This window comes from Halomonas sp. SpR1 (assembly GCF_031010175.1).
In the GTDB taxonomy this organism is placed as follows: Bacteria; Pseudomonadota; Gammaproteobacteria; order Pseudomonadales; family Halomonadaceae; genus Vreelandella.
Map to the genome: position 1 here is coordinate 1 of NZ_JAUAMB010000004.1, position 12886 is coordinate 12886.

Annotated in this window: 16 protein-coding genes and 1 pseudogene; 8 read left to right on the forward strand and 9 right to left on the reverse strand. The window is 53.9% G+C overall.

What is annotated here, in order from left to right; translation table 11 throughout:
- Window positions 1–216 precede the first annotated feature (216 nt).
- The 4 genes from QT231_RS04285 to QT231_RS04300 all read left to right on the forward strand — a co-directional run bounded on the left by QT231_RS04285 (window position 217) and on the right by QT231_RS04300 (window position 2752).
- Window positions 217–1269, forward strand: coding sequence for a class I fructose-bisphosphate aldolase (locus QT231_RS04285; protein WP_308335690.1), 1053 nt, complete (start codon window positions 217–219; stop codon window positions 1267–1269).
- Window positions 1270–1391: 122 nt separating this feature from the next.
- The gene (locus QT231_RS04290) at window positions 1392–1667 is read left to right on the forward strand and encodes a PAAR domain-containing protein (RefSeq protein ID WP_308335691.1); all 276 of its coding nucleotides are present in this window, start codon (window positions 1392–1394) and stop codon (window positions 1665–1667) included.
- A gap of 188 nt (window positions 1668–1855) precedes the next feature.
- Window positions 1856–2317, forward strand: coding sequence for an Hsp20/alpha crystallin family protein (locus QT231_RS04295; RefSeq protein WP_308335692.1), 462 nt, complete (start codon window positions 1856–1858; stop codon window positions 2315–2317).
- Window positions 2318–2353: 36 nt separating this feature from the next.
- Window positions 2354–2752 (forward strand): Hsp20/alpha crystallin family protein, encoded by a 399-nt coding sequence (locus tag QT231_RS04300; protein ID WP_308335693.1) that lies wholly within the window; start codon window positions 2354–2356, stop codon window positions 2750–2752.
- A gap of 69 nt (window positions 2753–2821) precedes the next feature.
- Here the strand turns inward: QT231_RS04300 and QT231_RS04305 are convergent, their stop codons facing one another.
- Entirely contained in the window at window positions 2822–3691 is an 870-nt protein-coding gene (locus QT231_RS04305) for a PhzF family phenazine biosynthesis protein (protein ID WP_308335694.1), read from the reverse strand.
- Window positions 3678–3890 carry a DUF1127 domain-containing protein gene (locus QT231_RS04310; RefSeq protein WP_308335695.1) on the reverse strand — a complete coding sequence of 71 codons (213 nt, stop codon included), beginning with the start codon at window positions 3888–3890 and terminating at the stop codon, window positions 3678–3680. The genes QT231_RS04305 and QT231_RS04310 overlap by 14 nt, the downstream gene beginning before the upstream one ends.
- A 167-nt stretch (window positions 3891–4057) precedes the next feature.
- Between QT231_RS04310 and QT231_RS04315 the strand changes: the two are divergent.
- Window positions 4058–5500 (forward strand): annotated as a pseudogene (locus QT231_RS04315) (PLP-dependent aminotransferase family protein).
- A 12-nt stretch (window positions 5501–5512) separates the two neighbouring features.
- Here the strand turns inward: QT231_RS04315 and QT231_RS04320 are convergent.
- Window positions 5513–7006: a pyridoxal-phosphate dependent enzyme gene (locus QT231_RS04320; RefSeq protein WP_308335696.1), complete on the reverse strand. Its 1494-nt coding sequence runs from the start codon at window positions 7004–7006 to the stop codon at window positions 5513–5515.
- A 112-nt stretch (window positions 7007–7118) separates the two neighbouring features.
- Between QT231_RS04320 and QT231_RS04325 the strand changes: the two genes are divergently transcribed.
- Window positions 7119–7610, forward strand: a complete 492-nt coding sequence (locus QT231_RS04325; RefSeq protein WP_308335697.1) for an Lrp/AsnC family transcriptional regulator — start codon at window positions 7119–7121, stop codon at window positions 7608–7610.
- 24 nt (window positions 7611–7634) lie between these two features.
- Here the strand turns inward: QT231_RS04325 and QT231_RS04330 are convergent, their stop codons facing one another.
- Window positions 7635–7958, reverse strand: a complete 324-nt coding sequence (locus tag QT231_RS04330) for a type II toxin-antitoxin system PemK/MazF family toxin (RefSeq protein ID WP_308335698.1) — start codon at window positions 7956–7958, stop codon at window positions 7635–7637.
- A 34-nt stretch (window positions 7959–7992) separates the two neighbouring features.
- A complete protein-coding gene (locus QT231_RS04335) occupies window positions 7993–8220 on the reverse strand; it encodes an antitoxin MazE family protein (protein WP_215092578.1) in 228 nt (75 codons plus the stop codon).
- A 201-nt stretch (window positions 8221–8421) separates the two neighbouring features.
- Between QT231_RS04335 and QT231_RS04340 the strand changes: the two genes are divergently transcribed.
- On the forward strand, window positions 8422–9387 hold the full coding sequence (locus tag QT231_RS04340; protein WP_308335699.1) for a zinc-dependent alcohol dehydrogenase family protein: 966 nt from the start codon (window positions 8422–8424) through the stop codon (window positions 9385–9387).
- A gap of 32 nt (window positions 9388–9419) precedes the next feature.
- Here QT231_RS04340 and QT231_RS04345 read toward each other — a convergent pair whose 3' ends face one another.
- The gene (locus QT231_RS04345) at window positions 9420–10130 is read right to left on the reverse strand and encodes an anti-sigma factor domain-containing protein (RefSeq protein WP_308335700.1); all 711 of its coding nucleotides are present in this window, start codon (window positions 10128–10130) and stop codon (window positions 9420–9422) included.
- Window positions 10109–10672 carry a sigma-70 family RNA polymerase sigma factor gene (locus QT231_RS04350; RefSeq protein ID WP_308335701.1) on the reverse strand — a complete coding sequence of 188 codons (564 nt, stop codon included), beginning with the start codon at window positions 10670–10672 and terminating at the stop codon, window positions 10109–10111. The genes QT231_RS04345 and QT231_RS04350 overlap by 22 nt, the downstream gene beginning before the upstream one ends.
- 185 nt (window positions 10673–10857) lie before the next feature.
- On the opposite strand from QT231_RS04350, the gene QT231_RS04355 reads away from it, so the two are divergent.
- Window positions 10858–11409 carry a fasciclin domain-containing protein gene (locus QT231_RS04355; RefSeq protein WP_308335702.1) on the forward strand — a complete coding sequence of 184 codons (552 nt, stop codon included), beginning with the start codon at window positions 10858–10860 and terminating at the stop codon, window positions 11407–11409.
- A gap of 67 nt (window positions 11410–11476) precedes the next feature.
- Here the strand turns inward: QT231_RS04355 and QT231_RS04360 are convergent, their stop codons facing one another.
- Together QT231_RS04360 and pcsA are read right to left on the reverse strand one after the other, a co-directional pair.
- The gene (locus QT231_RS04360; protein ID WP_308335703.1) at window positions 11477–12100 is read right to left on the reverse strand and encodes a DNA-3-methyladenine glycosylase I; all 624 of its coding nucleotides are present in this window, start codon (window positions 12098–12100) and stop codon (window positions 11477–11479) included.
- A gap of 14 nt (window positions 12101–12114) precedes the next feature.
- Entirely contained in the window at window positions 12115–12798 is a 684-nt protein-coding gene (pcsA, locus tag QT231_RS04365; RefSeq protein WP_374694378.1) for a phosphatidylcholine synthase, read from the reverse strand.
- Window positions 12799–12886: the final 88 nt, after the last annotated feature.

Genomic DNA, 12886 nt, shown 5'->3' on the forward strand with positions numbered 1-12886 from the left:
GAGTGGCGAGAAGGTCAGTTTTTCAGGTACCATTTTGGAAGCGGCTGTTGGTGTTGGTTTTTGGTGTAAGGCCCTGAAACTTTAACACTTTCAGCCGCTTCCTTTTATGCCTCGTGAGAAATTCGGGTTAGGGCTTTATTTAAGAGCTAGGCTTTATTGAAGCAGTATCTGGCCTACACTTACCTTTTGTTACAGATAAGTATAAAGGAGTTCATCATGACTGATATAACCGCTCTGCTAGGCAGTGACGCCGATAGTTTGCTTAACCATACTTGTCAGGGTGTTCGTCGTGAGGACTTGCATCTGCCGGGCCCGGATTTTATCGACCGTGTCATGGCCGATAGTGATCGCAGCCCAGCGGTATTGCGCAATATGCAGAGTTTCTTTAACCATGGACGCTTAGCGGGCACCGGTTATCTTAGCCTGCTGCCGGTGGATCAGGGTATTGAGCACTCGGCGGGCGCCTCTTTCGCGCCTAACCCGCGCTATTTCGACCCGGCCAATATCGTTGAGCTGGCCCTTGAAGGGGGCTGCAACGGCGTCGCATCAACGCTTGGGGTTCTCTCTTCCGTGGCGCGGCGCTATGCCCACAAAATCCCGATGATGCTCAAGCTTAACCATAACGAGACCCTGAGCTACCCAGCGATATACGACCAGACGTTATTTGCCGATGTGGAGCAGGCTCACGATATGGGCTGTGTGGCGGTTGGGGCGACGATTTACTTTGGCTCCCATGAGAGCCGCCGGCAAATCATGGAGATCAGCGAAGCCTTTGAGCGCGCCCATCAGTTGGGCATGGTCACGGTGCTGTGGGCCTATCTACGCAACCCGGCCTTCAAGCAGGACGGCACCGATTATCATGCCGCCGCTGACCTTACCAGCCAAGCCAACCACATGGCTGCAACCCTTAAAGCGGATATCGTCAAACAGAAACTGCCTGAGAATAACGGCGGCTACAAAGCGGTCGGTTTCGGGCATACCCACGATAATGTTTATAGCAAGCTGACGACTGATCACCCCATTGACCTGGCTCGCTATCAGGTCGCTAACTGCTTTATGGGCCGTGCTGGTTTGATCAACTCCGGCGGCGGCTCCAAAGGACACTCCGATCTTGGCGAAGCGGTTCGCACGGCGGTGATCAATAAACGTGCTGGCGGCATGGGCTTGATCTCGGGGCGTAAGGCATTCCAGAAACCCATGCAGGAGGGCGTTGAACTGCTGCACGCTATTCAGGATGTCTATCTTTCTACCGATGTGACGGTTGCCTGATGACTGGCTATTGGCTAACCGTAGGTCTTAGTGAGTACCAGCAAACTTGATGAATATTAATTAATATTAAATAATTGTCGTATCGAAATGTTTAAAACGGCATACGCTTAAGGAGCTATATCATGAGTGGAAAGCCCGCAGCACGTATTACTGACCTTACCGCGTGCCCTATACCAGGTCACGGCACCAACCCGTTGGTCACTGGTTCGCCTGATGTTTTTTACGATAGCTTGTCTGCCGCAAGGTTAGACGATAAATCTGCTTGTGGCAGCCCTATTACTCACGAGGTTTCGTCTACCGTATTCGTAAACAGTAAGCCAGCCGCTGTTCTGAGCAGTATTGGTGCCCACGGTAATGAAGTCATCACTGGTTCGGGAACCGTCATCATCGGTAAGTAGTGATTTCTGTCACTGCTTCTGTGGTGCTAATGGCGGTTTAAAAAACTCCAAAAATTTGCCATCCAGACCCTTGAAAATCGATTGACCGCTCCTATTTTGCAAACTGTAGAGGCTGCTTCGGTGGAGTGGATAAGAGGCCGCCTCTTATCGCAAGTCTCACAGTCTGCTTAACGTAGGAGGTGTTCGATATGTTCGATGATCTCAAGCGTTTTGAAACCGGTTCGCCTCGACAGTTTGACTGGTTTAGTCAACTGCTGGACGGCTTCTTCCCCGACGGCAATGCGATGGATATTCGCGCGGTGCCGCGAGGTAGTTTCCCCATGATCAACGTGGCGCGTAGCGATGACACCGTGCGTGTCTACGTGTTTGCGGCGGGGCTGGCACCTTCGGATCTGACCATTGATGTCCAAGATAATGTGCTGACGCTGCGTGGCAAGCGTGATGCTGTGACGGGAAACAATGAGGATGGCAGCTCGCGCCCGATATTTCGCCGTGAGCGCGCCAGCGGCGAGTTTGTAAGGGCGATTGCGCTCCCCGACGGCTTAGATGCCGAGCGGGCAGAGGCTCGTCATGCCCATGGTGTGTTCGAGATCGTGCTGCCTAAACGGGAAGAGCTCAAGCCGCGGCGTATTGATGTTCAGGCGGCGTAAATCATGTTTGTTAACCTTGATCAGGAGGTATAAACCATGAATAACGTTGTTCGTTCATCCAATCACTCCCCGCTTCAACAGCGTGGTGAGCAACAGCGCGAAAAGGAAACCCTGTTGCCAGCGGTGGATATCATTGAAGAGCCCAACGCGCTCAAGCTGGTGGCGGATATGCCCGGCGTTACCCACGAGACGCTTAAAGTAGAACTCGACAACAACGTGCTGAGCTTGGAGGGCGAGATAGCGCTGAATATGCCCGAAGGGTTGAGCGCGCTGCACGCCGAGGTTCGCGGCCAGCGTTTTGCGCGGCGTTTTAACCTCAGTCACGAAGTGGACAGTGATGCTATTACCGCCACTATCGTTAACGGTGTACTGACGCTAACGCTGCCCAAGAAAGATAGCCACCGCACGCGCCGTATTGAAGTACAGGCGGCATAAAAGTAGGCAACGGATGACTAAAAGGCCGAGTGTCCGCGGTACCGTGGGCACTCTTTTTCTTTTTAGCTATCACTTGAGGTAAAGCGTGCCTTTGCCCACCACCACAGCGTTACCGCCAACCTTCACATAACCAGGCTTGATCTCGCCATTGGCGGCGGTATGGATAACGCTGGGCCGCCCCATCTCAACACCCTGATGAATCCTGCACTGCAAGGCGTCTGGCTGGAGGGAGGCTAAATAGCCGGTTAAGGCGGCTGCGGCGCTACCCGTAGCAGGGTCTTCGCAAATACTGGCGTGCATACAGAACATGCGACTGCGAACAACCGTCTCTGTCCCGCCGTGTTGTTCAATCACATACAGGTAAACCTGCTCGGCACTGCTAGGCACAACAGCACTGGCCCAGGTGGTCGTAGAGATGTGTACGCTTTCTAACGCTGCCACGTCAGTGAGCTCAATTAAATGATAGGGCAGTCCGAAGGAGGCAATGACTGAATCGCCCATTACCTGGTGAATGTCTAGTCCCAATAGCTCAACGGCAGTAATGCGATCAATCGTGCTGTCTTGCAATATAGCGGGCTGGGCGGTGGTAAACGTTGCCCTTTCTTGGTTATAGCTGACCGCCAGCTCGCCAATAGGGGGTTGTAGTACAACGCCTTGTGCGCGGTTTGCTAGGCTCAGCTCCGCGAGCAAATGCGCGGTACCTACCGTGGGGTGGCCTGCAAAAGGCAGCTCGCGCGTTGGTGTGAAAATCCGCATCGAATAGTGATTTGGCCCCGTAGCGGCACTTAAAAACACCGTTTCAGCCAGGTTTAACTCATTGGCAAGCGCCTGCATGGTGCTGGTCTCAAGCCCTCCAGCCTCTAAAAACACGGCCAATGGATTGCCGGTAAACGTCTGGTCGGTAAAGACATCGAGTAGGTAATACTCAGCGGTTTTCATGGTGGCCCCTTTTAAAAGATGCGTGTTTCCAAAACGCTTTATGACCCTCTTTTTGCGCCTGCTCCCGGGTAATACCAACATCTTCTAGCAGCCGGTCATCCAGCGCCAGTAGCTGACGACGGCTACGGCGATAGTGGCGATAAGAGTGAAACTGGCAGCGCAACTGATAGCGAAGCTGAGTAAGGCTAATGCGAGGCATGGCGACTCTCCTTGAGTGCTGTGTGCCTTACAAGATTACTCAGTGACGTCGGTGCAATACAGATATAGGTTTTTATATTTTTTGAATACAGATGGAGTGCTTTACTTCTCTGTATGGGCTATAAATAAGCATCTGTATTGTTTCTGTGTTTCAAGAGGGCTGTTGTTATGACGCGCTATGAAGAAGTCGCCACCATTTTGCGCGAGCGTATCGAGCACGGCATTTACCGTGTGGGCGATCGCCTGCCCTCTATTCGCGCGGTCTGCCAGGAGCTGGACGTCAGCATTTCAACAGCTCAGGAGGCCTATCGCCAACTGATGGATGTGGCATTGATCGAGTCGCGTCCCAAGTCTGGCTACTTTGTGCTGCCAAGCCGGGTGCCCTCGGTGTTGCCTTCGGTCTCACGGCCTGCCCAGCGCCCGCTGGATATTTCCCAATGGGATCAAGTCCTAGAGTTGGTTGCCACCCAGCGAGATGATGAGCGGCTGCTATTAGGCCGTGGCATACCCAATCTTGAGTATGAGACGCTACGGCCACTGTCGAAGATCCTCGCTGGACTGCATCGCGGCAATGACCTGAATGGGTTTAACTACGACAAACTGAGTGGTAGCCCTGAGCTGCGTCAGCAGGTAGCTCGCCTGGCGATTAATTCTGGCTGTTTGCTGCACCCGGACGACATCATGGTGACCACCGGCTGCCAGGAGGCACTGAGTATCTCGCTGCGTACGCTGACTCAGCCCGGCGATGTGGTGGCCGTGGACTCACCCAGCTTTTACGGCACCATGCAGATTCTCAAAGCCAACGGCTTAAAAGCACTGGAAATCCCCACCGATCCACAAACGGGCATCAGCCTGGAAGCCCTTGAGCTGGCGTTGGAGCAGTGGCCTATCCGGGCAATATAGGTCACGCCGACCTACAATAACCCGCTGGGCTACACCATGCCTGAAGCACGCAAGCGGACGTTGTTTCAGCTTGCCCAGCGTTTTGATGTAGCGATTATCGAGGACGATATCTACGGCGATTTGTCATTCTCTCTGCCCAGGCCACGCACCGTGAAATCCTTCGATGACGATGGCCGCGTCATGCTGTGCAGCGGTTTTTCCAAAACGGTGGGGCCGGGGTTGCGGGTGGGCTGGCTGGCGCCGGGCCGTTACCGCGATCAGGCGCTGCATATGAAGTACGTCTCAACCGGCGCCTCGGCCACGCTGCCACAGCTGGCAGTGGCGGAGTTCGTTGCTAAAGGCCACTACGAGCGCCATGTCCGTTACGCCACCCGCCAGTATCAGCGCCAGCGCGATATTATGATTAGCTGGGTGCAGCGCTATTTTCCTGAAGGGTCTGGCATCAGCTACCCGCAGGGGAGTTTTCTGCTCTGGGTAGAGCTGCCCGCCGCGGTGGACTGTGTGAAGCTTAATCAGCGCTTAGCGCAGCATGCTATCCACGTAGCTCCGGGGTCGCTGTTTTCAGCCTCGGGCAAGTTTCGCCAATGCCTGCGTCTTAACTACGCATTTACGCTAACACCCACCATTGAGGCGGCTGTGCGGACAGTTGGGGAGCTTGCCACCGAGATGGTGGAGGAGGCGCAGGCACATCAAGTGGGTGTAGGGTAAGTAGTGTTCCTTTCAGTTGGCTGTGAAGGTCGTCAGTAACGAGTCGGTGAGTTCTGGTGCGGGATTGGCCCCGGTCAGAATGGTGGCGACATGGGCATTCTCAGGCCACTGATCACGCATGGCATAGGCGGCTGCCAAGCCAAGAGCGCCTGCTGGTTCCAGTAGTAGCCCCAGATGTTCCAGGCCAAGGCGCATGCCCTCTTCGATGCTGGCTTCGTCCATCAGCCAAATATCATCGACTAAATCACGCATATCCTCCAGTGCCTCGATAATAGGAGCGCGAACCGCCACACCATCTGCCATGGTATCCACTCGGTCATTAGTGACGAGCGTACCGCGCTTCCAGCTTTGCAAGGTGGCATCCGCGCCTTGAGGGCAGATGCCGATCACCCGGGTGGCGGGTGATGAGGCTTTGAACCAGCGGCCTACGCCGTTTATCAGTGCGCCATTGCCAAGGGGCACCAGCAGCGTATCGAATGTGTCACCGTGGGCGAGCATTTCGACCCCAATAGAGCCTGCGCCCTCGGTAATCTCGGCTTGTCGGCCATCCTCTACAAACAAGCCACCGTGCTGTTGAGCAAAGCGAGCCGCCGCCTGTTTGGCCTGATCAAAGTCCTCTCCCACGCTGATGACTTCCGCGCCCAGTGCGCGAATGCCGGCGATTTTGAGTGGGTTAGCATTTTCAGCGACAAAGACGCTGAGGGGGAGCCCGTGCTGCTTGCAGGCATGCGCCAGCGCTAGCCCCCAGTTACCGGCACTCGCACAAACCAACGGTGCAGGTATCTCTTGCTGAATATGGTGGGAGACAAAATGGTCAGCGCCGCGCCCCTTGAAGTTGCGCAGGGGGTTGAGCGTTTCGACCTTCACTGTCATGGCGACCCCTAACGCTGCATCGAGTGAGGGTGAACGATACTGTGGGGTTGCCAGGAAGGTGGGGGAGATGCGACTGGAGGCAGAGGCAATATGCTCCAGCTTGATGCGGTGTCCGCTGCGCTGGGGCGCAATTAGCTCGGTGTGGTGTGCGATAGGCTGCAAATCCTCCTGGCGCTCTATCCGATCTACCATTAGCACACCATCAAGATGGTCTACCTCGTGCTGGATCAGTTCGGCCAGTGACGCTGAAAGGTGATGCCAGTGGCAGGTTTTGCCTCTATCGTCCTGGTAAGTCAGGCTGATGCTGGCGTGGCGCCTAACATTGGCAATATGGTTGGGCACGCTCATGCAGTCGTCCCATACCGGTTGCGTTTCTTCGCTTCGCCAGACAATAACGGGATTGATCAATGTAAACGGGCGGCCTCCCAATTGAACTGCCACGATGCGTAACGGCTCGCCTATTTGAGGGGCAGAGAGGGCACGACCAAAGCTGGTTCGCGCTTTGAAATTGGCAAGCGTGGCATGCAGTTCGGAAATCACTTTTGCTATATCGGACGTGATTTCTTCTATTGGCTGGGAAACGGCTCTTAAGCGTGGGTCGCCCTCGGTCAGGATCGTGCGTATTTGGCTCATGGTGTTGTCTCCGTCTATATGGTTAAGTCTTTGCTTGAGTTGCGTTAGCTTAACGGGCAAGACCTTTTTACTGGCCGCATATCCTAGCGGGCCATTGCGGGGAGACTGCATAATGAGTGACCAAACTGCGGGCGAGCGGCCCGCGGAGCAATTGGATGATTTTGATCGTCGGATTTTGGCTATTTACCAGCACGATACGCGCGTGACGGGGGAGAGTATCGGGCAAACGGTTGGCTTGTCGGCGGCGGCGGTTCAGCGGCGGCTCAAGCGGTTAAGAGCGCGAGGCGTTATTGTCCAGGAGGAGGCTCGTTTAGATGCCAAAGCACTCGGCTTGCCGACTACCTGCATCGTCGGTGTTGATCTCGAATATGAACGCAACCAGCATGTCGACGAGTTTAAGCAGCGGATGCGGGAACACCCCAATGTGCAGCAGTGTTATTACGTGACAGGGAGTATGGACTTCGTTTTGGTGGTGGTGACCCGCACGCTGCAGGAGTACGAAGACTTCACCCGCGAGGCACTGATGGAGCACCCTAATGTGCGCTCGTTCACAACCCTGGTTTCCATGGACGTAGTCAAATCGGGATACGCGCTGCCTTTATGAGTTGTGGGTATGGAAATTGATGTTCTAAGCAAAGCCGAGGAACAGAGCCAGCGAGCGGTTAATCATCACCATGGTGCTGTCGTCGAGGTGACCGAAAGGCTCGCCTAGCTTGTCACGTTTTACCGTCATGGGTTTATCCACCATGACCTGGGATCGCTTGTGCAAGCCGTTTTCCAACGTAGGCATCACCTCAATGCGCATCAGGGGCGCATCAATGAGGGTGCTTGAAAGCAATAGCACGGTGACAGTCGCGGTGGAAATAAACTGATCGGATTGTATGACCAGTGCTGGACGCGGTTTGCCAAACTCCCCTGGTGGGGCAACCGTTACCAGATCTCCGCGCCTCATGCTTTCCACCTCATACTTTCGGTGATTTTCTGCCTCAGACTTCCCACTCGTCATCCACATCTAGCAAAGTAGCATCCATGAGGTCTTGTAGATCGTGGTCAGCATTGTCTGCTTTTGCCACTGTTTCGCACTGTCGCTTGATCTCTTCGCTAAAGCCGGGACGACGCGTATCCGGCACCCAAATTTGAATAGGGCGCAGCCCAGACGCCCTAAGCGTTGCGCGGTGCTTCTGCACACGATCATTGATGTCGGAGGCAGTCATGGTGAAAGCTCTTGGTTGTTGTGTTACATGTAACAGCTTAGTTGCCTTTCTACTATTTGCAATATCGACATCAAGGGTTACCTAATAAACGGGTTGCGTGGGTCTGCATAAAGGCAAAAGCGATGGTGGGGCCGCATCCTTGCCCCCTTCAATCTGATTCATATCGTTTGATCATCGAAATCTCCCATTTTCGAGGTATCCATGCGTCGTCATGCTCTCACCTATCGCACGTTCGGAATGCCGCTGGAAACATTGAAAATGGAAACATCGGATGTCCCAGGCCTCAGTGAAGACAAACTCAGGGTTCGGATGTTGTACGCCCCCGTTAATCCGTCTGACCTGATTCCCATCACCGGTGCCTATTCGCATCGTGTAAGGCTTCCCGCTGTCGCCGGTTACGAAGGGGTGGGGTGTGTTATTGATGCTCCGCAAGAGTATTCCAACCTAATCGGAAAACGGGTGCTTCCATTACGAGGCGACGGTACCTGGCAGACGATTGTGGAGTGTGACCCCGCTCTTGCAGTACCCGTTCCTGATACCATCTCTGACGACGTTGCCGCACGCGCCTACATTAATCCCTTAGCAGCTCTCACCATGCTCGAAACGTGGCCCGTCAAGGGGAAGCGTGTGCTTCTGACTGGAGCCGGTTCGAACTGTGCTGAATTCCTTGGGGTATGGGCGTATCAACAAGGTGCCAAAGAGGTTATTGGTATATACCGTTCCGAGAGCAGAGTTGCCCGCCTGGAAAAGCTTGGTATCGAACCGGTATCTATTCAAAATATGTCCCAGATCTCCTCTGTGGCCCGTGAGTCGGACATCGTGTTTGACGCTTTAGGAGGGCCAGTTGCAGCAAATATATTGCAACGAATAGCACCAGGAACAAGGTTTATTGCTTATGGGCTCTTGACGGGGCAGGCGATTCAGTTGGCGTCCAAGCTTGGCGCTCACTATAAAAGGTTTCACCTGCGCGATAGTCTGGCCAGGATGTCTGCACAAACCTGGCAGCACAAGTTCTCGGCTATCTGGAGCCTTTTAGGCCAGACAGAGTTGCCGAATTATCAAGTCTTTCCCAGCCAAGAGTGGCGCCAAGCTATCGAGATGACGCTTTGCCCGAGTAGCCAGAAAGTAATTTTAGATTTCGCTGATTTGGCGCCTCATGATAAGTGACTTATTTGGAACGAATAAAAGAAACTATATTATCAAAATATGATCTTGCTGCCCGCCACTGGCGTCAAACGGCCATGGTCGATAATCGGGCCGGTTGGCTGGCCTCCTGGAGCGCCTCCCAGGGGTTCAACACTGACGGCTAAATCGGCATTGAATAACTGTGCGCGCAACTCGGCACTGGGTTCCAGGCGATGGCTACCTTGATCAGGTAATAGGCCAAGTGAGATGGGCGTGCCATCGGCAATCAACCATAGTTCACCGGTCTGTTCGCTATCGACCTGGGTCGGTTGAACCGCTTGCACGATCAGCTCTCCCTCTTGGGTTGCGCTAATGATCCAGCCTGGCGTGCGTGATTCGTCCTGAACCACGAAGACCGCCTCTCCCTGTGGTGATAGGGTCAGTTCAGCTTGTTGCCAAAGAAGGCCCAGCGCTACCGCAATGACCCCGAAACCGGCCGCCATGGCCTGCCATGCGCCCAGGCGTTGCCACCAGCGCAGAGGCGAGGCCCCGGTTGCCTGGGTAATGCGCTGCCAGACTTCCTTGGGCGGTGTCTTAGGATCCAGCTGTTCGTTGAATAAGTGCAGATATTCTCGCCAATCTTCCACGTCATTACGTAGGTCATGGCTGACAGCCAGCAGCGCTTCAAAGCGTGCTTTCTGATCGCTATCCAATACGCCCAGCACGTACTCGCCAGCCGCTAAGTGGCGATCATCAGGGTCGCTTAAATCCCATTGGTTAGACATGTTTTTAACCTCTCAAGTCCACGGCGGATCCAGCTTTTGACGCTGCCCAGCGGCTGGGACAGAGAGTTAGCAAGCTCGCTGTGAGTCATGCCCTGAAAATAGGCCATTTCCATTAACTGACGCTGATGTCGACTGAGCGTGTCGAGGCAGTCGTTCAGTTTAGCGTTTTGCTGATGACTGATGCTGTCATCTTCAGGATCGTCAGTGCCTAACAGGGTAGCCAATAAAGGTTCATCGGTGGTGGTGTCCTGAGGTTTCTGGCGGCGCAGCCAGTCGATACCAATATTGCGAGCGAGTGTGGAAAGCCAGGTCATTGGCTTGGCTCGCGTGGCGTCGTATTGATCGGCAGCATGCCAGACTCTGATAAAGACATGTTGCAGACAATCCTGTGCGGCACCTTCATCTCTTACTATACGCAGCAACTGAGCATATAGATGCGCACTGGAGACACGATAGAGGCGCTCGAATGCGCTGCGGTCGCCCTGGGCGCAGCCGTTTAGTTGCTCAACAAGATATTGGTGGCGTTGCGTAGCATCTAGCATTCAGGCATCTCTGAACAGTAAACCGAATCGCCAGTCTTGGTGAGTCAGCCGTTGAAGGCAATAGGCGGGCACTCAGCGGTGAATAAATAATGTTGAGATAGTTGCATCCACTGAGGCCCTGGCGCCGTAAGTGTTAGTGAGCTTGCATTGTTGAGCTCTTTTAACGACAACCAGGAGATGCCCCAATGAAACTCAAACTTCTTACTGCTAGCCTTTGCGCCGCTGCCCTCTATACCGGCGTTGCTGTTGCTGCTCATGGCCCTACCACAGTAGGCGGCGCTAGCATGCTTCCTGAGCGCAATATCATCGAAAATGCGGTTAATTCGGGTGACCATGAAACACTCGTCGCCGCCGTTCAAGCGGCTGAACTGGTTGATGTATTGCAAGGCGAAGGCCCCTTTACCGTATTTGCTCCGATTGATAGCGCTTTTGCCGCACTGCCAGATGGCACCGTGGATACGCTGCTACAGCCTGAAAACCAGGAGCAATTACAAACCGTATTAACTTACCACGTGGTGCCTGGCAATCTGACCCGAGAAGTATTGTTAGAACAGGTAATGGAGAATGATGGCACAGTAGCTTTTAAAACCGTGCAAGGTGAGTATCTCTCCGTTATGCGCAACGGCAACAACTTGATGGTCATGGATGCTCAGGGTAACAGTGCCAATATCACGGTCGTCGATGTAGCGCAGGCGAACGGCGTTATCCACGTGATTGATAGCGTGTTAATGCCCTAAAGTTTCAGCTCATATCGGATAATGTCATTTATTCTTTTGAGGTTACATTTGCCCACCGCCTGACTTGCTAGGCGGTGGTTTTTTGTCGATCAGATGGCCGCACAAATCCTTCTCGGGCGCGAGCTGCTTGTTGGCGAACGACACATCCTTGCGCATGATCATTAAGCAGCCCCATGGCCTGCATAAAGGCAAACGCGGTGGTGGGGCCAAAAAATTTCCAGCCGCGCTTTTTTAACTCCTTGGCAAGGGCGACGGATTCGGGCGAGGTAGTCTGGGTTTGTGGCTCCGCTAACTCGGTTGGCTCATAGCGCCAGAAGAACGCGGCCAATGAGCCTTCCTGCTCGACCATTTCCTTTGCACGTTGGGCGTTGTTGATGGTTGCTTCGATTTTTCCACGGTGACGAATAATCCCCGCGTCTTGAAGTAACCGCTTCACATCGTCTTCGCCAAAGCGGGCAACCTGATGGAAATCGAAGTGGTGAAAAGCAGCGCGAAAGTTCTCGCGCTTGTTTAGGATGGTGCGCCAGCTTAAGCCTGACTGAAAGCTCTCCAGGCAGAGCTTCTCGAACAGTCGCTGATCGTCGTCTACCGGAAAGCCCCACTCGTTATCATGGTAGGGCAGAAATTCTGGTGCGCCGCCACACCATTGGCAGCGAGGGTGCCCGTCGGGGGCTATGAAGTTGCGGGTCATCAGCTACTCGCTTATTAATCAAACCACTCTTGGGCGGTACGCCATATGCACATACCGATGAAATAAGCCGATGTTATACCCCATCCCCATAGTGCCCAGGCGGCATGCACGGGGCTAGAGAGCACCAGTGATGTGGCGCATACACACCACACTAGCGTGACAGCGATATTGAGCGGCATGAACAATCGCACCCGAAAGGGGTGCAGAAACTTCATTCGGGTCACGGTGAGGACAGCCAGCAGAACGATAGTGGCAAAGGTGATAAACGGCGGGAAATCGAGAATATAGAAATAGGCGGCGGCGATGTTCCAGGCGGCAGGAAAGCCAACAAAGTAATTATCCTGGCTTTTCATATCGACATTGCAGAAACAGAACATCGATGACAGCAGAATAATAAACACTGATAGCAGCCCTAAATAGGGTGGCAATTCAATGAAATAGTAGATGAATAGGGCAGGAATAAAGGCCCAGGTCAGGTAATCGATCACCATATCAAGCGTTGAGCCATCGAAGTGGGGCAGTATGGCCTTCACTTCATATTTGCGCGCCAGGGTGCCATCAATACCATCGATCATCATCGCGGCGCCTAGCCAGAGCAGGCAGGCAACCGGGTTTTTGTCGACCAGTGCGAGCAGCGCCATCGTACCCAGCAGCACGCCACTGGCGGTAAATATATGCACGCTCCATGCCTTCCATATTGAGGCGCGGGATTCTGTGTGCGAAGAGAATGATTGAGCCACATTAACCCCGTTGGGAACGTGTCGTTCCCTTTCAATTGGATTTATA